The following is a 21564-nucleotide window of genomic DNA, read 5'->3' on the forward strand; positions in this document are numbered from 1 at the left end:
TGTTTTCATTAACTTCATAATTTCCACATATTTATTGACACTATGTTCACATTCTCATGCACGCTGATTCTGAAACGTTGACCGAAGACATCACCACCAAAGCCAACTGGCCCCTGGCACTCTGCGCGGGCCTGCTGGGCATCGGGCAAAACGGTTTGCTGGTCATGCTTCCGCAGCTGGTGACCCTGACCGGACTTTCACTCTCGGTCTGGGCCGGGCTGCTGATGTTCGGCTCCATGCTTTTTTTACCCGCGTCCCCCTGGTGGGGACGCCAGAGCGAGCGCCGCGGCTGTAAGGTCGTTATGGTGGCCTCCCTCAGCGGCTATCTCGCCAGCTTTGGCGTCATGGCGCTGGTGGTCTGGGCGATGGCGGCAGGGAGGCTGGAAAGCACCTGGGGGCTGGCGGGGCTGATCCTCTCGCGTCTGCTATATGGCCTGACGGTGTCGGGCATGGTGCCTGCCGCGCAGACGTGGGCCATTCAGCGTGCGGGCCTGGATAAACGCATGGCGGCGCTGGCAACCATCAGTTCCGGCCTCAGCTGCGGCCGCCTGCTGGGGCCTCCGCTGGCGGCGCTGATGCTCAGCGTTAACCCGGTCGCGCCGCTCTGGCTGATGGCGATCGCGCCGTTAATCGCTCTGCTGCTGGTGCTGCGCGAAGTGGCGGATCCGCCGCTGCCGCCGGTGGCACACCAGGCGACCCGTCTGCAGATGACCATGCTGCCGTTCCTGCTGCTGGCGATGCTGCTGGCGGCGCTGGTGAGCCTGATGCAGCTCGGCCTGTCACCGCACCTCAGCCCCTTGCTGGACGGCAACGCCCGGGATATCAGCCATCATGTTGCGCTCCTGCTGAGCCTGGCCGCGCTGGCTACGCTCGCGGCGCAGTTCCTGGTGGTTCGTCCGCAGCATTTCAGCCCGCTGATCCTGCTTTGCATGGCGGCGGTGCTGATGGTGGCTGGGCTGGCGCTAATGTGTATCGCCGAACTGGCGCTGTTCTATGTGGGGATTGTTATCACTTCGCTCGGCGCGGCAATGGCAACGCCGGGCTATCAGCTGCTGCTGAACGATCGCCTGACCACGGGGAAGGGGGCGGGCGCTATTGCGACCAGCCACACGCTGGGCTATGGCGTCAGCGCGCTGCTGGTGCCCGTTGTGACGCGCTTTTTCGGCGAACAGTATTTAACGACGGCGGCCTTTGGCGTGGCGGCGCTGTTTTTAGCGCTGAGCATCGGGGTACGGTTAACCGAGCGTACCCCTGTCGAAAAAAATTAATGGACGTGGTGGGATGAAGGGCCGCCAGCGCCTTCATTTTGCCGCAGGCGCTGGAGCGGATCCTGCTGATAAAACTGGCTGAAACGCTGCCACAGCGCCGGGAAACGGGGCGCGAAGAGTTCGGGGGCGCTGAAGAAGTACTCCGAGAGCACTGCAAAGCACTCGGCGGGGTCAGTTGCCGCATAGGCATCAATGCTGGCCGCGCTTTCGCCCACCAGGTCTATCTCATCCTGGATGTTATCCATTGCCGCATGCAGGTCGTGCTCCCATCCTGCGACTTCACGTAGCGGAATAAAAGGCACGCCGCTGGCGCGATCGCCGTTGCGGGTATCAAGCTTATGCGCCACCTCGTGAATAATCAGATTAAAGCCCGAGGCGTCGAACGAGTCCTGAATGTCGAGCCAGTTGAGGATAATTGGCCCCTGCTGCCAGCTTTGTCCGGACTGCACCACCCGCTGGTTGTGTACCAGCCCGATATCATCCTCCCACTCGTCATCGACGACGAACGGTGCAGGATAAATCAGCACTTCATGAAAACCATCCAGCCACTCAATGCCGAGCTCCAGCACCGGCAGGCAGAAAAGCAGGGCGATGCGGGCGTTTTTCAGCGGATCAAGCTCGAACCCCTGCAGCGGCACCAGGCGTTTTTGCTGCAAAAAACGATCCGCCATCTGAACCAGTTTCGATTGTTCATCCGGCTTAAGATTCGCCAGAACAGGGATCGCCAGCGCGTCATCCCACGGCAGCGCCATATCCCGGCCAGCCTCATTCGTTTTCCAGGGCCACTTAATCATCGCTTTGCTCGCAAACTCGTCACTTGAACACAAAGGGGAACGTTATCATTGCAACACTTACAGCCCGAATAAACTATCATTTCGTACGTAGCGGTGGGTAGCGCTTTGCAGGCATCACCTTCATTTTGTGACGTCTGTCGTAGCCTTTATCCGCAGGTGGGGTGAATAAATCAGTACGGTATTGAAAAGATGAGCGATTTCAAAGGCAACAAGCAGGACCTGCCCAGTCGGCTGTGTGTGCACTGCCAGCGGCCGATGACGTGGCGCAAAAAATGGGCGAAATGCTGGGATGAGGTCAAATACTGTTCCGAGCGTTGCCGCAGGAGCCACCGTTGACCGAGCTGCGCCTGATCCTGGGCGATCAGCTTAATCCGCATCACAGCTGGTTTGATACCTGCAGTCCGAACGTCATTTACGTGATGCTGGAGCTGCGGGCGGAAACCGCATACGTGCTGCATCATGCCCAGAAGGTTATCGCTATCTTCGCCGCCATGCGCGCGTTTGCCTCAGCGTTGAAAGAGAAGGGGCATCGGGTGAGGTATGTCCGGCTCTCTGACGGTTCAAACCGCGGCGCGCTGGAAGACAATCTCAACGCGCTTGTTACGCATTACAGCGCCGACAGGGTATTATGGCAGGAGCCCGACGAATGGCGTCTTGATGCGCAGCTGCAAGCGTGGGCGAAAACAGCGTCCGTTGAAACAGCCTGCGTCAGCAGCGAGCATTTTTTGACCCCCCGGGACGCGGTAAGCGCGTTTTTTGCGTCGCGTAAAAGCTGGCGAATGGAATACTTTTATCGAGAAATGCGCCGTCGGCACGGGATTCTCTTGACCTCTGAAGGCGAGCCGGAAGGGGGGAAATGGAATTATGATGCTGAAAACCGCAGGCGCTGGTCCGGCGAGCCGCCCGCACCGGGTGACTCGCGCCCCCGCCACGATCGTTCAGCCTTGTGGGCAGAGATCCAACGCTGCGGCGTAAAGACCTTCGGCGAACCGCAGGCCGACAATTTTCGCTGGCCGCTCAACCGTTCGGAAGCCAAAGCCAGTCTGGATGCGTTTATTTCTCACGTGCTCCCGCAGTTTGGAAACTGGCAGGATGCGATGCACGCGGAGGAACCTTTTCTTTTTCATTCGTTAATTTCTTTTGCGCTGAATACCAAAATGCTTAATCCCCGGGAAGTGGTGGCCGCCGCCCAGCAGGCATGGCGTTCTGGCCACGCGCCGCTGCCTGCCGTTGAAGGGTTTATCCGACAAATTCTCGGCTGGCGGGAGTACGTGCGCGGGATCTACTGGTCGCAAATGCCGGGCTATCGCGAGCTGAATGCCCTGGAGCAGCACGCCCCGCTGCCGGACTGGTTCTGGACGGGCAAAACGCAGATGCGCTGCCTGGCGCATGCCGTTGGGCAATCGCTTACCGAGGCTTACGCCCACCATATCCAGCGCCTGATGGTGATCGGGAACTTTAGTCTGCTCAGCGGCCTGTCGCCCCAGGCGGTTCATGAGTGGTATCTGGGGGTCTATATTGATGCGTTTGAATGGGTGGAGCTGCCCAATACTCTCGGCATGAGCCAGTTTGGCGATGGCGGGTTACTGGCCAGTAAGCCCTATGTCTCAAGCGCATCCTACATTCATAAGATGAGTAATTACTGTCAGGGATGTCGGTACCAGCACAACCAGCGCACCGGAGAGCTGGCGTGCCCGTTCAATGCCCTCTACTGGGATTTCTTTGCGCGCAACCGGGCGCGCCTCGGTAACAATCCCCGCCTGGGCATTGTCTATAAACAGCTTGCGGATATGAAGGAAGAGGAACTGCAGGCGATTGCTGACCAGGCCGGGCGCATTCGCCTCAATCTCAACAACCTCTGACCTATTTCAACACCGCGCCGGTTGCGGAAGGTCAATAAGACGCTATTATTTTTGACTTTGTTGCTTTCCCTGACAGGACATCCAGACGCTATGCCCGTGAATTTCGACCTTAACGATCTCTATGCCTTCAGGGCGTTAGTGGAATACGGTAACTTCCGTGTCGCCGCTGAATCAATCTGCATATCCCAGTCGGCGCTAAGCCGCAGGATCGAAAAGCTGGAAGCCGCGCTGGGAACCAGGCTGTTTGACCGAACCACCCGCCGCGTCGCCCTGACGTTATACGGGCAAAACTTTGCTGAACGCTCAGCACAGCTGCTCGACAACGTAGAATCAATGCTGGCGGATGTCGATAAGGCCAGTGAAGAGCGGACGGGGCTGATTACGGTCGCCGCGGTACCTTCCGCCGCCTGTTACTTTATGCCTGATGTGATCCGTCGCTTTCAGTCCCGCTTTCCGCGCGTTCGCATTAAGCTCATCGACAGCAGCGCGGGGAATGTGATTGACGCCGTTGCCCGAAGCCAGGCGGATTTTGGCATCTGCTTTGCGGGAAACTTGCCGTCTGAAATTGAATTTTTCCCGCTGGTGGAGGATGTCTACGTTGTGGCGTGCAGAAAGGACCACCCGCTGGCGAAGAAGAGCCACCTGACCTGGCAGGCGTTTTACCAGCAGGACTATATCTCCCTCGATAAAACGTCGGGGAACCGCAACCTGCTGGATCGGATGCTGGGGGATATCATTCCCGAGCGCCCCAGCGTCTGCGAAACGCGCCACGTCACCACGATGCTCGGTATGGTAGAGGCGGGGATCGGCATTGCCGCCGTTCCCGCCATGTCAATGCCGACCTCAGAGCACACGCCGCTGACGCATCTGCCGCTGGTGGCGCCGGAAGTGAAACGCACCGTTGGGCTTATCCGGCGCCGGGGGCGCATCCAGTCTTATATCGCGGCTGAACTGGAAAAAGAGATCACCGAGCGGTATCGCCGGACGTAACGGGGATCATCCCCGTCTTCTCGATGACGGCGCGTGAGGGCGGTGAGGCGAGATAGGTCAGCAGCGCTTTCCCCTCGTCAGGATGTTCAGCGTGACGGGTGACCGCGCCTGCGAAGCGCGTGATGTACTGCAGATTATCCGGGATTTTACCGATAAAAGTGACGCCCTGAACCGGCAGCAGCTCGCTCACCTGCTGGAAGCCCACGGCGTATTTCCCTTTTGCCACTTCCGAAGCAACCGGAATGCGTTCGACCATCGTTGCTTTAGCCGCCGCCTCCTTTTCAATCCCTAGTTTCTTGAACAACGTCTGGCTGACATACCTGCCGCTGGCGCTGTCTGAATAGGCGATGGAGCTGGCCTGAAGCAGCGCGTTACGTAGCGTCGCCTCGCTGCTGATATCAGGGACATCCGCCCCTTTTTTCACCACCATTCCGACGGGGGAGTCCGCAAGTTCCGTTCGAGAACCCGGCTGGGTCTGGCTGGTTTTTTCGAGCTTCGCCAGCGCATCGCCCACCATAATCACCACGTCGGCTTTCTCGCCGCGCGCGAGCCGGTTTGGGATCGCCTGCGGCGTAGCGCCCATTGACGGACCGGGAATAATCACGATGGTATCGCCGGTCTGGCGTTCATATTCCGGTGCCAGCTTTTCAAGGGCGGCTTTGAAACCGCCTGAAATCATCACTTTCACCTCCTGAGCGCAGACATTGGCGCTCAGGAACGTCAGCATCAGCGCGGTAACGGTATAACGAGAAGTGCGAGTCATGCGGCCTCCTGCGACTTAACGGTGTTTTGCACCGAAACCGCGCGACGACGGTAGAGGTAGAGGGTTGCCAGCAGGGCACACACCGCGGCGAAGCTCATCCAGTAGCCCGGCGAGGCTTTGTCACCGGTGTATTCAATCAGCGCGGTGGACATCACCGGGGTAAAGCCGCCGAAGATCGCCGTTGCGAGGCTGTAAGCCAGCGAGAAGCCCGCCACGCGGACTTCAGCGGGCATAATTTCCGTCAGCGCCGGGATCATCGCCCCGTTATACAGCCCGTACAGGAAGGAGAGCCACAGCAGGACGCTCAGCATCATGGAGAAGCTTGGCGCATCAGCCAGCAGCGTCAGGGCCGGGTAGCTGCTGGCCAGCGCCAGCAGGGTCATGACAATCAGCACCGGTTTACGCCCGAAGCGGTCCGACAGCGCGCCGCCCACCGGCAGCCAGATGAAGTTAGAGATCGCTACCAGCAGCGTGACCAGCAGGCTGTCCGAGGCGCTCAGCATCAGCACTTTTTTGCCGAAGGTTGGCGCGTAGACGGTGATCAGGTAGAACGCGGTGGTGGTCATCGCCACCATCAGCATGCCCGCGACCACCACCTGCCAGTTGCCAAGCAGCGTTTTAAAGACCTGACGCATCTCCAGATGATGGCGGCGCGCGCTGAACTCTTCCGTCTCCTCCAGCTTGCGGCGCAGGAAAAAGATAAACGGCACGATTAAACAGCCGAACAGGAACGGGATGCGCCAGCCCCATTCACGAATGGCGCTCTCTTCCATCAGCGCGTTCAGGGCAAAGCCCATCGCCGCGGCGACCATAATGGCAACCTGCTGACTGCCGGACTGCCAGCTGGTATAGAACCCTTTGCGGCCCGGCGTGGCGATTTCAGCGAGATAGACCGAGACGCCTCCAAGCTCCGCACCGGCGGAAAAGCCCTGCAGCAGACGGCCCGTCAGTACCAGCAACGGTGCCCAAAGCCCGATGCTTTGATAGGACGGGATCAGCACGATCAGGAAGGTGCCTGCCGCCATGATGGAAAGCGTCACGATCAGCCCTTTGCGGCGACCGACCTTGTCAATGTAAGCCCCCAGCACAATGGCCCCGACTGGACGCATCAAGAAGCCCGCGCCGAAGACCGCGAAGGTCATCATCAGCGACGCAAATTCACTGCTCGCCGGGAAGAATGTGTGGGCGATGTAGGTGGCGTAGAAGCCGAAAAGAAAGAAATCGAATTGTTCAAGAAAGTTGCCGGACGTCACGCGAAGTATCGCGCCCGCCTTAGAGCGTACGGTTGCAGGTGAGGTTGAGGAAAACATGGTTATCTCCAGTTTATTGTTGACGTTTTACGCGTCTGTTTCTGAAAACTGGATCAGGATGAGGAATTAGATAAGCGCAAATGCCGCATCGACTGATGCATTTCTTGCATGAATATAATCCGGCGAATAAATACAATTAATGGCAACAATAACTTAACAAAATATTGGCTTTTTATTCACCAACATTCTGTAAGTCTCTGATATTGCGATTTTGTGATGTAGCGCAGAGGCGCGTTTTAGAATGAGCCGGGTAACCGCGTCGTTACCCGGCGGAGGCCATTTAGCGCAGCGCCCTGGCAATCGCGCTAAACATCAGAGAGGCTTCCAGCGGCTGGGCGCTGAAGGACGGTTCCGCCTGCGGCCAGGTAGACCACTGGACGATGACCAGATTTTCCTTCGGGTTCACCATAATCATCTGCCCGAAAATACCCAGCGCCCAGAGTGAACCTTTCAGCGAATCCTGGGCCGTCGGCTCTACGCCCGTGGCGTTGGCGGGCACTTCGTTGTTCCACCACTGATAGCCGTACAGCCCCTCGGGATGGGCGTCTGAGACCGAGCCTTTGGCCTTCGTCCAGTCTGACGTCTGCCGGATCCAGTTTTCCGGCAGAATGGTCTTACCGTTCGGCAGCGTACCGTTGCTCAGGATAAATTGCCCGAAGCGCCCCCAGTCCTCCAGCGTAGCGTTAAAGCCGTGCGCGCCAACGTCGTGCTGGCCTTTGCTGTAGGCATGCCACACGCCGTCGCTCGCCATGCCGTAAGGCTGCCAGATGCTTTTCTCCAGATAGGCCGCCAGCGTCATGCCGGTGGCCCGCTCCAGCACGTCACCCAGCAGCCAGGCGCCGCCCGAAGAGTAAGACCAGGTCTCTCCGGCCGGGTGCGCCCTGCGTAACCCCTTCACCAGCTTGCGCACGCAGTCATAGGTACCCGGCTTCGCCTCGCACTCGGTGAGCTGCGCGAAGTCGGATTTAGGGTTGGTGTAATCCTCGTTCCACGCCACGCCGGAGGTATGGGTGATAAGCTGCTTAAGCGTCACGCCGTCCCACGCGGTGCCTTTCAGGTCGGGTTCATACCGCGTGACCAGGTCGTCGAGCGAGTGAATTTTTCCCTCTTTGAGGGCCACGCCCACCAGCGCCGATACCACCGATTTCCCAACCGAGCGCGAGGTCCAGAGCGTGGAGTCGGTGTTGCCCTCTTCAAGGTACTTCCAGGCGATTTTGCTGTCCTTCAGCACCAGCATGCCGCTGACGTTCTGGCGTTTAAGGTACTCCTGAAGGCCGTAGCGCCTGCCGTTGACCTGATACCAGGCGTCAGTGAGCGGCTTATCCGACATTTCCAGCGCCACGGCGCTACCGTGGCGGAAAACATCCCCGGCGTAGTTGCGGTAGTCATTGCGAAAGCCCACCACGCGGTCGGCCTGACTCCAGGTGAGCATCTTATGGGTGTCCGGCAGCGCGGCGTCAAAGGGGGCAGGGCAGGCGCTAAGGTCGGTGCCTTTGCAGGCGGCCACTGCCGCAGGGGAGAGCAGGGCGCTGAAGACAAGGCCCGCCAGCAGGGCATGGTTTACTTTTCTGTTTTTCATATCCGTCTCTTTCAGGTTAAGAACGGCTTCAGTTTAAAAACCCCGGGGCTATAATAAAAAACGCGTAGTGGGGGAAAATCCCCCTATAAAACAGAGGGAGCGTAGCGTGGCGGGACTGATTTACTCTTTTGCACAGCTCGAGGCATTTACCGCCGTGGCCGAGAACGGGGGCCTGAGTAAAGCCGCGGTGGCGCTGAAGAAGGACCGCACGACGATTCGCGATCTGGTTGATTTTCTTGAGGATGGCTTGGGCTACGCACTGTTTATTCGCGACGGCCGCACCCTGCGGCTCACGCCCGAAGGGGAACAGCTTCAGCGCCAGGCGCACCTGCTGATGCGGCAGGTAAAAGCCTTTGAGGCGTTTGCCAGAGAGGTGCCGCACGGTGCCACGCAGGACCTGACGCTGGCCTACGATCCTTTTACGCCCAGAGCCTTTCTGCTCGGGGTGATTGCTGAAATGGCCGCGCGAAACATCCGGCTGAGCCTTATCTGCACCTCTCGGGATGAATCGGAACGGCTGCTGGCGAACAACGACGCGGATCTGGCCATCTGCCAGGCGCGCAACCGCAGCGTGGGCACTGATATGGAGTGGCGCGCCCTCGGCGCCATTGATATGGATTTTTATGCCGCCCGCGGGCTGTTTGCGGACAGTGCTTCCCCACTGTCGCTGCTCGATCTCTCCCTGGTGCCCCAGGTTGTCATGCACCCCGCCTCGGACGAGCCGGTGGCGCGCCGCCTGCAGATCTCCGGGCATACTCTCTTTACCAACGAACCGGAGATGCTGCGCGGTCTGCTGGAGCGCGGCTGCGGCTGGGGATTCTTACCGACGCATTTTCATGCCGGTCAGTGGCAAAACGTAAAAAGGCTGCACACCGAAGTGGGCAGCCAGGGGATTGGTCAGACGATGGTCACCATCTGGAAGCCGGGGAGCGACAAGCGCAGCACGATCGCTGAAACGCTGTCGCTCCTGCCGGACGTATGGAAGCACTCAGCGCTGTGAACAGCCTTTGCACTGCTTGTTCTGGATCTGCTGGAAGAAGTCGTTGCCTTTGTCATCCACCAGAATAAACGCCGGGAAGTTCTCCACCTCAATTTTCCAGATCGCTTCCATACCCAGCTCAGGATAGGCCACGCACTCCAGGCTCTTGATGCTGTTTTGCGCCAGCACCGCCGCCGGGCCGCCGATGCTGCCCAGGTAGAAGCCGCCGTGCTTATGGCAGGCGTCGGTCACCTGCTGGCTGCGGTTGCCTTTCGCCAGCATGATCATGCTCGCGCCGTGGGATTGCAGCAGGTCAACATACGAGTCCATGCGTCCCGCCGTGGTCGGGCCGAGTGAGCCAGACGCGTAGCCTTCCGGGGTTTTTGCCGGACCCGCATAGTAAATCGGATGATCTTTGACGTACTGCGGCAGCGCTTCGCCGTTATCCAGCAGTTCTTTGAGCTTCGCATGGGCAATGTCGCGCGCCACGATAATGGTGCCGTTCAGCGACAGGCGGGTAGAGACCGGATACTGAGACAGCTGCGCCAGGATCTCATTCATCGGCTTGTTCAGGTTGATGCTCACCACGTCGCCTTCGCCCTGCTGGCGCAGGGATTCAGGAATATACTGACCCGGGTTGTGTTCCAGTTTTTCAATCCAGATCCCGTCGCGGTTGATCTTCGCCTTGATGTTGCGGTCAGCGGAGCAGGAGACCCCCATGCCGATTGGGCAGGAGGCACCGTGGCGTGGCAGGCGGATCACGCGGATATCGTGGGCGAAGTATTTCCCGCCGAACTGCGCGCCGAGGCCGAGGTTCTGTGCTTCCTGGAGCAGTTCCTGTTCGAGCTGAACGTCGCGGAACGCCTGGCCGTGCTCGTTGCCTTCGGTTGGCAGCGCGTCGTAGTAGCGGGTGGAGGCGAGCTTCACGGTTTTCAGCGTGGCTTCCGCTGAGGTGCCGCCGATAACAAACGCGATATGGTACGGCGGGCAGGCTGCGGTCCCCAGGGTACGCATCTTCTCAACCAGGTAGTTTTTCAGCTTCGCTGGGGTAATCAGCGCTTTGGTTTCCTGGTAGAGATAGGTTTTGTTGGCAGAGCCGCCGCCCTTCGCCATGCACAGGAATTTATACTCGTCACCGTCGACGCTGTAGAGGTCAATCTGTGCGGGCAGGTTGGTGCCGGTATTCACCTCTTTATACATATCCAGCGCCGCATTCTGCGAGTAGCGCAGGTTGTCTTCAATATAGGTGTTATACACGCCCTGACTCAGGGCCGCTTCGTCACCGCCCCCGGTCCAGACGCGCTGGCCTTTCTTACCCATAATGATTGCCGTGCCGGTATCCTGGCAGGTTGGCAGCACGCCTTTCGCCGCAATTTCCGAGTTGCGCAGGAACTGCAGGGCCACGTACTTATCGTTCTCGCTGGCTTCCGGGTCGTTAAGAATGGCGGCGACCTGCTTCTGATGGGAAGGACGCAGCATAAATGCGGCGTCGTGGAAGGCCTGCTGCGCCAGCAGGGTCAGGGCTTCGGGCTCCACCTTCAGCACTTCCTGGCCGTCGAATTCGGCAATGGAGACATGCTCGTTGGTCAGCAGGTAGTATTCGGTGTCGTCATGCGAAAGAGGGAAGGGGTTCTGATAAAAAAACGGTTTATTCGACATAGTATTGCTCCACAAAAATAAAACCGCCGGAGGAGAAGTCCGGCGGTCAGGAATCAGAACATCATGGACATCCACGGGTAGCCAATCAGCAGCAGGGCCGCCAGGAAGATGGCACCAAAGATGGTGCCGAGGCGCCAGTAGTCTTTGGTTGGCAGGTAGCCGCTACCGTAGTAAATCGGGCTTGGGCCAGTACCGTACGGGGTGATGATCCCCATCACGCCCAGCGAGGTCACCATCAGCAGAACGAACACTTCCATATTCATGCCCGGAATGGTGGAGGCGATGGTCAGCATCGCTGGCAGCAGCGCCGTGGTGTGCGCGGTGGTGCTGGCAAACAGGTAGTGCAGCAGGTAGAACGCCAGCAGCAGGACGATGGTCGCCACGCCCGGAGAGATACCGCTCATCAGCAGGCCGCCTTCTTTACCTAACCAGCTGATAAAGCCGGTAGAGGAGAGGCCGTCCGCCAGCGCCACCAGGGTGGCGAACCAGACGAAGGTGTTCCACGCCGCTTTGTTGCCGGTGATATCGTTCCACTCCAGCACGCCGGTCCACAGCATCAGGCCGACGATGAGCAGGGCCGCCATCGCGGGTTCAATCCACGCGGCGGCGAAGATCCACATCAGCAGCGCGCAACATACGAACACCAGCAGCAGAATTTCATTGCGCGACAGTTTGCCCAGTTTTTCCAGCTCGCGGGTCGCCCACAGCGGCACTTCGTTGTTCACCTTCACCTCTGGCGGGTAGAACCAGTAGGCCAGCAGCGGCATAGTCAGGATCAACAGGATGCCCAGCGGCAGGAAGGCGAGGAACCAGGTCCCCCAGGAGATGTCGATCCCAACCGTACTTTTCACCAGCGCCAGGGCCAGCAGGTTCGGCGCAAGGGCGGAGAGGAACATTGAGCTGGTGATACAGGCCGCGGTGATCGCCACCCACATCAGGTAAGAACCAATCTTACGCGCGCTTGGGTCGTTGGGTTTTGAACCGTACAGCGGCGGCAGGTTAGCGATGATCGGGTAGATGGTCCCACCGCTGCGCGCGGTGTTGGACGGAGTGAACGGTGCCAGCAGCAGGTCCGCAAACGTAATCGCGTAACCGAGCGTCAGGCTGCGACGGCCAAGGTACTTCACCAGAATCAGCGCCAGACGGCGGCCGAAGCGGGTTTTGTCATAGCCAGCGGCGAACATAAAGGCACCGAAAATCAGCCAGACGGTGGAGTTACCAAACCCGCTCACTGCCCACTTAAAGGAGGCGCCCGCCAGCTTGAATTTCGGGTCAGCCAGCTGTTCAGGGCTGAACAGCACCCACTGGCTGCACAGGGCAATGGCGACCACGCCGGTCAGGCCGATCACCGCGCCCGGCAGGGGTTCGAAGATAAGACCGACGATTACGCCGACGAAGATGGCGAAGTAGTGCCACGCGTAAGGCGGCAGCCCTTCAGGAACGGGAACAAACAGCAGCAGTACGGCGACGATGACGGGCAGTGCCATCATCAGCAGACGTTTTGCGTTTCCATTTGATGCCTGGTTCGCCACAGGGGGCGTTACAGCAGTTTTTGTATTCATAGTTTCACGTCTTAAGTTGTCAAAAATTCGGTCGCACTGAAAAGTCAAAATTGCTTTCTTAAGTTTCTTTGCTTTTTTTAGTTATTAAAGGTGCGTTTTTGTATTTTCAGTAATAGCGATTTAACGCTTTTTGGTGTGCGTTAAATTAAAAAATGATGATGTTTTTATATTGCGCTTTTAAATGCCATGACTATTGATTGAGATCAAAAAAACAGAATTGCAGCGTTATTTTTATGCTTTTATTAATAACCACTCCGGCGTATGTGGTTATTATCTTTTTTGTGGGTTTATTTTATCATTTCTGTAACAATTCGAGATTTTAATAACGCCTATTCATTTGATTTTAAAGGATGTTTTTGGTTTTTGGTGAAGTGGTTTTACCATTTTTTATTTAACGTATTTTAAAATATTGTGAATGCCTGAATGACAATCGCTAACACCAATGTATTATTAGTGTTATCACAGGGATTAAATAGTTTTTTAACTAACGTAATAACTTTAGAAACTAAAAAAATCATTATATTAATATCATGACATCGGCAAAAAACGACGAAATAAAAAATCAATCCGATAACGAATTCTCAATTTTTAAAAGTTTGGAGTTTCTATTATGAGCACTAACGAACGCATTCTTAGCCCCTTCACATTACCGAATGGCACTGAACTGAAAAACCGTTTGTTAATGGCCCCTATGACCACCTGTACCGGCTATTATGACGGCACCGTCACCAGCGAGCTGGTGGAGTACTATCGGGCCCGTTCCGGCAGCATTGGCACCATCATCGTGGAGTGCTGCTTCGTCGACGATCTCGGCCTCGCCTTCCCGGGCGCAATTGGTATTGATAACGACGAGAAAATCGCCGGGCTGGCGAAAATCGCCGAGGCCATTAAATCCAAAGGATCTAAGGCCCTGCTGCAGATCTACCACGGCGGCCGCATGGTTGATCCGAAACTGATCGGTGGCCGTACCCCCGTTGGCCCAAGCGCCGTGGCCGCGCCGCGTGACGGCGCCGCAACGCCGGTTGCCCTGACCGCCGAAGAAGTGGAAGGCATGATCGGCAAGTTTGGTGAAGCCGTGCGCCGCGCCATCCAGGCCGGTTTTGACGGCGTGGAAATCCACGGGGCGAACACCTACCTGATTCAGCAGTTCTACTCTCCAAACTCTAACCAGCGCGACGACGAATGGGGCGGCAGCCGCGACAACCGCGCGAAGTTCCCGCTGGCGGTGCTGGACATCACCCACAAAATGGTGCGCCAGTACGCGGACGACGCGTTTATTATTGGCTACCGTTTCTCCCCTGAAGAGCTGGAAGTGCCGGGCATCCGCTTTGAAGACACCATGTACCTGCTGGAAAAACTGGCGGCGCGCGGCGTGGACTACCTGCACTTCTCCGTCGGCGCGACCCTGCGTCCGTCCATTGTCGACACCCAGGACCCGACGCCGCTTATCGAAAAATACTGCGCGATGCGCTCTGAAACCCTGGCGCAGGTTCCGGTGATGGGCGTGGGCGGCGTGGTGAATGCGTCAGACGTGAATGAAGCGCTGGACCACGGTTACGACCTGATTGCCGTTGGCCGCGCCACCATTGCCTACCCGGACTGGACCGACCGCATCGCGGCGGGTGAAAGCCTTGAGCTGTTTATGGACAGCACCAAACGCGAGGAACTGAGCATTCCTGAACCGCTGTGGCGCTTCTCGCTGGTGGAAGCGATGATCCGCGACATGAGCATGGGCGAATCGAAATTCAAACCGGGCATGTTCACCGAGAAGGTGCAGGACGACGCGAACGAGCTGGTGATTAACGTCAGTCTGGAGACTGACCGCATTGCGGACATCGAGCTGGCCTCTGGCCCGAGCGATGACGTTGAGTTCGTCACCAGCTTTGAAGAGATCCGTACCCGCATTCTGGACGCCAATACCCCGCACGTGGATGCCATCACCGGTGCAACCAGCCAGAGTGAAGCGGTGAAGAAAGCGGTCTCTAAAGCGATGCTGAAATCCAGCAAAGCGCTGGCAGCGGAAGAGGGCGTGGACCCGAACGAAACCCGCAGCGTGGACGTGGTTGTTGTCGGTAGCGGCGGCGCCGGTCTGGCGGCGGCGATTCAGGCTCACGACGAAGGCGCGAGCGTGCTGATTGTTGAGAAGATGCCAACCATCGGCGGGAACACCATTAAAGCCTCTGCTGGTATGAATGCCGCTGAAACCCGCTTCCAGCGCGTGAAGGGCATTCAGGACAGCAAAGAGCTGTTTTACCAGGAAAGCCTGAAAGGCGGCGGCAACAAGAACAACCCTGAACTGCTGCGCCGCTTTGTCGAGAACGCGCCGCAGGCGATTGAGTGGCTGGCAACGCGCGGCATCATGCTGAACGACATCACCACCACCGGTGGGATGAGCATCGACCGTACTCACCGTCCAAAAGACGGCTCTGCGGTGGGGGGCTACCTGATCAGCGGCCTGGTGCGTAACGTCAACAAACGCAACATCGAGGTGATGCTGGATACCTCCGTCAGCGACATCATCTTCGAAAACGGTGAAGTGACCGGGGTTCGCCTGACCACCGAAGAGAACGAAACCGTCACCGTGGCAGCGAAAAGCGTGATCGTGGCGACGGGCGGATTCAGCGCCAACAGCCAGATGGTCGTCAAATACCGTCCGGATCTGGAAGGGTTCGTCACCACCAACCACAAAGGGGCAACCGGCGGCGGTATCGCGCTGCTGGAGCGCATCGGGGCGGGCACCGTGGATATGGGCGAAATCCAAATTCATCCAACCGTTGAGCAGAACACCTCGTACCTGATTTCCGAATCCATCCGCGGGGGCGGGGCGATTCTGGTCAACCAGAAAGGGGAGCGCTTCTACAACGAAATGTCGACCCGCGATAAAGTCTCGGCGTCAATCATCGCGCTGCCGGAGAAATACGCGTACATCGTCTTTGACGAGCACGTACGTGCTAAAAACAAAGCCGCGGATGAGTATATTGCTAAAGGCTTCGTCACCAGCGCCAGCTCGCCAAAAGCGCTGGCGGAAGCGCTCGGTATGGATCACCACGCTTTCCTCGCGACCCTGGAACGTTACAACGGTTTCGTTGAAAAACAGCACGATGACGATTTTGGTCGTACCACCGCGTTGCGTGCGCCTATCAACGAAGGGCCTTTCTACGCTATTCAGATTGCGCCAGGCGTGCACCACACCATGGGCGGCGTGACCATCAACACCGAAACCTGCGTGCTGGACAGCAACCACAACGTACTGCCGGGGGCGTTTGCGGCGGGTGAAGTGGTCGGGGGGATCCACGGCGGCAACCGTATCGGCGGTAACGCGGTGGCGGATATCATTATTTTTGGTACCCTTGCAGGACATCAGGCGGCGATGCGCTCAAAAAGAACGTAAGGCTCCTGTCTCCCCGGCGGCGCGGTGCCTGCCGGGGCTACATCTGAGGACACATGCAATGCCTGATAGCCATCGCGTTTACAGCTACTCCGCCGTTCTGATGGGCTCGCCCATTCTCCTGAAGCTCTTCTCCCATGACGAAGCCCTCGCGTCCCGCGTTTTCCGCCTGATCAAACAGTACGAAGATCTCCTCACCGTTAACCGGGCGCATTCCCAGGTGATGGACATCAACCATGCGGCGGGCCAGCATCCGGTTGCCGTCAGTCGTCCGGTGTTTGAACTGATCCGCTGTGCCAAAGCGGCAAGCCTGCTAAAAGACAGCGCGTTTAACCTGGCGATCGGCCCGCTGGTGAAGCGCTGGAAGATTGGCTTTCAGGGAGACAGCGTTCCGCCTGCCGATGACATTGCGTCCCTGCTGGCGATAACCCGGCCCGAGGAGGTCATCCTTGATGAGGCGCAGACCAGCGTGTTTCTGACCAGAGCGGGGATGGAGATTGATCTGGGTGCCATCGCCAAAGGCTATATCGCCGACCGGGTGCGGGACTACCTGCGCAAAGAGGGCGCTGAGCTGGGGCTGATCAACCTCGGCGGAAACATCCAGACGTTAGGCTCGCCGGAAGGTGGCTGGAGCGTGGGGCTAAAAAAACCGTTTGCCGGTGACGCGCTGATCGGTGCGATGACGGTGGAGAACCTCTCCGTGGTGACCTCGGGAACGTACGAGCGCTACTTCGAGCAGAACGGCAAGCGCTATCACCATATTCTCGATCCGCGCACCGGGTATCCGCTCGACAACGAGCTGGAGAGCGTCACTATCATTTCAAAAGACTCCATTGACGGCGACATCTGGACCACGCTGATATACGGCATGGGGGTAGAAAAGGGCTGTGCCGCCCTGCGCGCGCGCCCCGATATTGAAGCTATCTTTGTGACCAAAACAAAAGAAGTGGTGATCTCCTCGATGCACCACTTCCGTTTTACTCTCCTTGACGAGAGCTACCGCGTTACTGGCAGTACTGTTTGAGCAGCCCGATCTGTTCCGGCTGTAAGCGGTAGCGATACACCGGACGCCCGGTGGCGCCGTAGTGAATGCTGGTGAACAGAATGTTGATCTGCGCAAGCCAAATCAGGTACTTACGGCAGGAGACGCGGGAGATATTGACAGCGTTAGCCAGATCGTCGGTGGAAAATTCCGTCTCCGGGTGGCCATCAATCCACTGGCAAATCGTGCGCAGCGTTTGCGGCGTTAACCCCTTCGGCAATTTTTTAGTGTCCGCCAGCTCCGGCGCGCCGCCGTGGATCAGCCTGTCGACGTCCGCCTGCTCGTAATACTGGTGCGAGCCCATCAGGCTGTGTTTTGCCTTCCAGCCGTTCAGCGCCTCTTCAAAGCGCGGGAACTGGAAAGGCTTTATCAGATAATCCACCACGCCATAGTGGATGGAGGTCTGGATCGTGGCGGCATCGGCGGCCGAGGAGATCATAATCACATCAATCGGGCGGCCTGACGCGCGAATATCGGGCAGCAGATCCAGCCCGTTATCCTGCTGCATGTAGACGTCCAGCAGCACCAGATCGACAGGCTGGCTGGGGTTATTGATAAAGGCCCTGGCCTGATTGAGCGTGGAGGCGACGCCGCAGCAGCTGAAGCCTTCAACACGGTTGACGTACAGACGGTTGAGATCGGCTACCATGGCGTCATCATCGACAATTAATACATTTATCACGCGATATTCCTCTCGCTATCCCAGGGGATGTGAACAAAAAATTGGGTAAATACGCCAGGCTCAGACTCGACGGTGATATCGCCGCCCAGGTTCTGGATCTGCTGGCGAGCAAGGAACAGCCCAACGCCGCGGTTTTCACCTTTTGTTGAGAACCCCTTAGTAAAAATAGCCTCCAGCTGAGTGGGATCAATGCCGGGGCCGTCGTCGCTGACTTCGCAGCTGAGCCAGCCATTCTGATAATGCAGCAGCAGGCCAATCTCGCCTTCCTGCTGTCCTGCCATCGCGTCGAGCGCGTTTTCGATTAAGTTACCCAGCGCGGTGATCAGCACCGCAACCTGCTCTTCACTGGCGGTATCCGGTATCAGGCTTTCATCCGCCAGGGTCAGGATGACGCCGGCCTCTTTCGCCCGGTTGATTTTACCCAGCAGGAACCCGGCAACGACCGGGGACTTTACCTTGCTCTGGATCGTGCCAATGTCCGTCTGGTAATTATGCGCCGTCTGGATGATGTACTCCTCCAGCTTGTCGTAACGCTTCATGTGCAGCAGGCCGAGGATCACATGCAGTTTATTCATAAACTCGTGCGTATGGCTGCGCAGGGCGTCGACGTAGTTGACCATGCCATCAATACGCTGCATCAGCTGGCTGATTTCCGTTTTATCGCGGAAGGTGCTGATAGCCCCGATCACCCGATTCTGGCTTTTGACCGGCACCATGTTGCAGAGCAGCAGTCGTCCGTTGCAGCTGATCTCCTGATCCTGACGCGCAATCCCGGTTTTCGATACCTCACGCAGGCTTGCCAGCAGCGGCTCGCTGGTGTTTTCGGTCTGCTTGCCGGAGGGAAGAAGTAATATCTCTCTGGCAGCGTGGTTAATCATCGTCACACGGCCGTGAATGTCGACGGCCAGTACCCCTTCGCGAAGCGACTGCAGCATCGCCTGGCGCTGTTCGAACAGGGCGGAGATTTCATAGGGTTCGAGCCCGAACAGGATGCGTTTCAGGACCCGTACCAGACCCCAAATCGCCATCGAACTCATAAATATGCTGAACAGAATCGTCCAGAGCGCGTTGAGCCGCCCGCGGGCTATCTGGTCTTCCACCTTTTTGAGGGAGATCCCGACCACGACGACCCCGATCTGATCGTGCTGGCTGTCATAGACCGGCGTGAAAACGCGAAGCGCCTCGGCGAGGGCACCACGGTTAACTGAGACATTCTCTTTGCCTTCCAGCGCGGGTTCCAGATCGTTGCCGATAAAATGCAGGCCGATGAGCGCCTCGTTCGGGTGCGAGTAGCGAATCCCCCGCATGTCGGTCACAACGGTAAGCAGCAGATCGTTGCGTTGGGTGACGGCTTTGGCGATGGGCTGAATGATGTCGGCCTGCGGCGACTGCATCAGGCCGCGCTGGATCTCCGGGCTGTCGGCCAGCGTGCGGGCGATGCCCAGAGCGGTATCTTTTACATCATCGCGGGTCGCCCGGGTGATCTGCACGGAATAGAGCGCAAAAACTACCAGCAACACCGAGGCGATAATCGCGGACACCATCAACGTGACCAGCGTGTACAGTTTCATGGGGCGCTTGCGCGTCAGAGGGAAAGGCTGCAAATCGCTCATCAACACTCCGCGATGATTAAGAAAGGGAGTGATTATCGCTGATGATGGGCTTTTCTTAAAGCCATGTAAAAGCGTCGATTTACTCTTCTTTTCGTGACCCCACTCGCAGGTCATCTATATAAAACACTTTATAGTGTGTGGGTACTCATAATAAGGAGGCTGTTTATGAGCATTACGCTTACCGGTTCAGTCAAGGAAAGACGGCACGCCAGCACGATGAATATAGATAGATTGTCCACGCTGGACATGCTGAAGGTTATCCACGAGGAAGATGCACGCATTTCTGCTGCAATAACCCCCTGCTTAACGACAATCGCCCGCGCGGTGGATAACGCCGCCTCGGCGCTCAACCACGGCGGCCGTCTGGTGATTGTCGGCGCGGGCCCGTCAGGCTGCATCGCACAACAGGCTGCAGATGAGTATGCGCCGGGTAAAACGCCGGTAATTGCCGTGACGGCAGAAGAGGGGGATGGGGGCTACGAGCGCGGGGTGGCTGACCTGCAGGCCATTAAATTTGATGAGCACGATATGATGCTTGCCGTGAACGTCAGCGGAAAAACGCCGTGGGTCTGGGGGGCAATGCGGCATGCGTGGTCGTTGGGTTCACCGGTCGCCATTATTACCGGTGATGCGCAAAGTGAAGCCGCGCAGTTGGCGAGTATGGTTATTGCTCCCGAACTGGGTGCCGATGTGGTGGCCGGCTATCTCAACACCAAATCGGGGATCGCGCAAAAAATGATCCTCTCAATGATTACCACGGCGCTGGCCGTTCGTACCGGGCGCGTTTACAGCAACCTGCGCGTGGATCTTGAGGCAAGCAATACCAAATGGGCCGAACGGCAGATCGCCATCGTGATGGAGGCGGGGGGATGCACCCGGGCGCAGGCAAAGGCCGCGCTGGAGAGCTGTAACCACCACTGTAAAACGGCGGTGTTGATGGTGCTGACCGGTCTGGATGCGTGGAAAGCCCATGAGCTGCTGGCGCAGAATAACGGGTTTATCCGCGTGGCGCTGCAGGAAGCGCCGTAAAATAGTGTCCCTTGAAACAAAAAAGCCCGCAAATGCGGGCTTTAGTATTTTCAGGGATCAGAACTGGTAGATCATGCCGATGCCAACAATGTCATCGGTTGCAATACCGTTGTCATTGTAGAAGGCGTCATCTTCGTCCAGCAGGTTGATTTTATAATCAACGTAGGTGGAGAAGTTCTTGTTGAAGTTGTAGGTCATGCCCAGGTCGATGTAGTTAACCAGATCCTGGTCTACATAGTCATAACCATTGCGTGGGTGATAATCGTTACCGCCCAGATCGATGCCTTTGGAATAGACCCATGCCAGGGATGGACGCAGACCGAAGTCAAACTGGTATTGCGCTACGGCTTCAAAGTTCTGCGTTTTGTTGGCGATGCCGTCGCTGCCGTACGGCGTCATGTTGCGGGTTTCCGCGTACATCATCGCCAGGTAGACGCCTTGAGCATCATATTTTGCGCCAACGGTCCATGCGTCTGCACGGTCACCGCCTGCGTATTTGCTGAAGCGGTTATAGTTGCCCGCACCATAAGCAACCTGATCGTTGGTACGGTCAGAGGAAGAATACGCCGCACCCAGCGTCAGACCGAAGTCGAAGTCATAGGTGGTAGACATACCGAAGCCGTCGCCGTTCTGGAAGCGTACGTCGTCGTGACCGTTTTTGGTGCCTTCCTGATCTTCGTTAGCGTTTGCGCCTTCGTTAGCACCCTGATACTGCAGCGCGAAGTTCAGGCCATCAACCAGACCGAAGAAATCATTATTACGGTAGGTCGCAACACCGTTGGTACGGCCAACCATATAGTTGTCAGTCCAGGTGTAGGAATCGCCACCAAATACCGGCAGCATATCGGTCCAGGCTTCAACGTCATACACGACGCCGTAATTACGGCCATAATCAAATGAACCGTATTCGCCATATTTCAGGCCCGCATAGGCCAGACGGTTGAAAGAGGTATCCCCGGCGTCTTCGGTATCATTTGCGTAGGTTTTATATTCCCACTGACCGTAACCGACCAGATCGCGGGTAATTTTTTTTTTTATTTTTAT

The 21564-nt window shown here is 57.5% G+C and carries 17 protein-coding genes; 8 read left to right on the forward strand and 9 right to left on the reverse strand.

Annotation, left to right across the window (positions count from 1 at the left end):
* The first annotated feature begins 56 nt into the window (after positions 1–56).
* Positions 57–1268, forward strand: a complete 1212-nt coding sequence (locus IM295_RS03960) for an MFS transporter (RefSeq protein WP_193066254.1) — start codon at positions 57–59, stop codon at positions 1266–1268.
* Here IM295_RS03960 and mtfA read toward each other — a convergent pair.
* On the reverse strand, positions 1265–2062 hold the full coding sequence (gene mtfA, locus IM295_RS03965; RefSeq protein WP_045260370.1) for a DgsA anti-repressor MtfA: 798 nt from the start codon (positions 2060–2062) through the stop codon (positions 1265–1267). The genes IM295_RS03960 and mtfA overlap by 4 nt on opposite strands.
* 189 nt (positions 2063–2251) lie before the next feature.
* On the opposite strand from mtfA, the gene IM295_RS03970 reads away from it, so the two are divergent.
* From IM295_RS03970 to IM295_RS03980, 3 genes are all read left to right on the forward strand, one after another.
* Positions 2252–2398 carry a DUF2256 domain-containing protein gene (locus IM295_RS03970; protein WP_072001212.1) on the forward strand — a complete coding sequence of 49 codons (147 nt, stop codon included), beginning with the start codon at positions 2252–2254 and terminating at the stop codon, positions 2396–2398.
* Entirely contained in the window at positions 2395–3924 is a 1530-nt protein-coding gene (locus IM295_RS03975; RefSeq protein ID WP_193066255.1) for a cryptochrome/photolyase family protein, read from the forward strand. The genes IM295_RS03970 and IM295_RS03975 overlap by 4 nt, the downstream gene beginning before the upstream one ends.
* 90 nt (positions 3925–4014) lie before the next feature.
* Complete coding sequence (locus IM295_RS03980) at positions 4015–4914, forward strand: LysR family transcriptional regulator (protein WP_192979423.1); 900 nt, start codon at positions 4015–4017, stop codon at positions 4912–4914.
* Here IM295_RS03980 and IM295_RS03985 read toward each other — a convergent pair.
* From IM295_RS03985 to IM295_RS03995, 3 genes are all read right to left on the reverse strand, one after another.
* The gene (locus tag IM295_RS03985; RefSeq protein ID WP_193066256.1) at positions 4889–5677 is read right to left on the reverse strand and encodes a substrate-binding domain-containing protein; all 789 of its coding nucleotides are present in this window, start codon (positions 5675–5677) and stop codon (positions 4889–4891) included. The genes IM295_RS03980 and IM295_RS03985 overlap by 26 nt on opposite strands.
* Positions 5674–6987 carry an MFS transporter gene (locus tag IM295_RS03990; protein WP_193066257.1) on the reverse strand — a complete coding sequence of 438 codons (1314 nt, stop codon included), beginning with the start codon at positions 6985–6987 and terminating at the stop codon, positions 5674–5676. Before IM295_RS03990 ends, IM295_RS03985 begins: the two co-directional genes overlap by 4 nt.
* A 280-nt stretch (positions 6988–7267) precedes the next feature.
* Positions 7268–8566 carry a serine hydrolase gene (locus IM295_RS03995; RefSeq protein ID WP_193066258.1) on the reverse strand — a complete coding sequence of 433 codons (1299 nt, stop codon included), beginning with the start codon at positions 8564–8566 and terminating at the stop codon, positions 7268–7270.
* A 106-nt stretch (positions 8567–8672) separates the two neighbouring features.
* Here IM295_RS03995 and IM295_RS04000 point away from each other — a divergent pair, with 106 nt between their 5' ends.
* On the forward strand, positions 8673–9566 hold the full coding sequence (locus IM295_RS04000; protein ID WP_193066259.1) for a LysR family transcriptional regulator: 894 nt from the start codon (positions 8673–8675) through the stop codon (positions 9564–9566).
* Here IM295_RS04000 and fumA read toward each other — a convergent pair.
* Both fumA and IM295_RS04010 read right to left on the reverse strand, forming a co-directional pair.
* Entirely contained in the window at positions 9555–11204 is a 1650-nt protein-coding gene (gene fumA / locus IM295_RS04005) for a class I fumarate hydratase FumA (protein WP_193066260.1), read from the reverse strand. The genes IM295_RS04000 and fumA overlap by 12 nt on opposite strands.
* A gap of 53 nt (positions 11205–11257) precedes the next feature.
* Complete coding sequence (locus IM295_RS04010) at positions 11258–12766, reverse strand: anion permease (protein WP_023325580.1); 1509 nt, start codon at positions 12764–12766, stop codon at positions 11258–11260.
* A gap of 610 nt (positions 12767–13376) precedes the next feature.
* Here IM295_RS04010 and IM295_RS04015 point away from each other — a divergent pair.
* Both IM295_RS04015 and IM295_RS04020 read left to right on the forward strand, forming a co-directional pair.
* On the forward strand, positions 13377–16157 hold the full coding sequence (locus IM295_RS04015; protein ID WP_060571682.1) for a flavocytochrome c: 2781 nt from the start codon (positions 13377–13379) through the stop codon (positions 16155–16157).
* 58 nt (positions 16158–16215) lie between these two features.
* Positions 16216–17178: an FAD:protein FMN transferase gene (locus IM295_RS04020; protein ID WP_193066261.1), complete on the forward strand. Its 963-nt coding sequence runs from the start codon at positions 16216–16218 to the stop codon at positions 17176–17178.
* On the opposite strand, the gene dcuR is transcribed toward IM295_RS04020, so the two are convergent.
* Both dcuR and IM295_RS04030 read right to left on the reverse strand, forming a co-directional pair.
* The gene (dcuR, locus tag IM295_RS04025) at positions 17159–17878 is read right to left on the reverse strand and encodes a two-component system response regulator DcuR (RefSeq protein ID WP_028013719.1); all 720 of its coding nucleotides are present in this window, start codon (positions 17876–17878) and stop codon (positions 17159–17161) included. The genes IM295_RS04020 and dcuR overlap by 20 nt on opposite strands.
* Entirely contained in the window at positions 17875–19491 is a 1617-nt protein-coding gene (locus IM295_RS04030; protein ID WP_193066262.1) for a sensor histidine kinase, read from the reverse strand. The genes dcuR and IM295_RS04030 overlap by 4 nt, the downstream gene beginning before the upstream one ends.
* A 165-nt stretch (positions 19492–19656) precedes the next feature.
* Between IM295_RS04030 and IM295_RS04035 the strand changes: the two genes are divergently transcribed.
* Positions 19657–20520: an N-acetylmuramic acid 6-phosphate etherase gene (locus IM295_RS04035; protein ID WP_193066263.1), complete on the forward strand. Its 864-nt coding sequence runs from the start codon at positions 19657–19659 to the stop codon at positions 20518–20520.
* A gap of 57 nt (positions 20521–20577) precedes the next feature.
* Here IM295_RS04035 and IM295_RS04040 read toward each other — a convergent pair.
* On the reverse strand, positions 20578–21564 hold a 987-nt coding region (locus IM295_RS04040; protein ID WP_226859416.1), incomplete at its 5' end, for a porin.

This window comes from Enterobacter cloacae complex sp. P14RS (genome assembly GCF_014895895.1).
Taxonomy (GTDB): Bacteria; Pseudomonadota; Gammaproteobacteria; order Enterobacterales; family Enterobacteriaceae; genus Enterobacter; species Enterobacter bugandensis.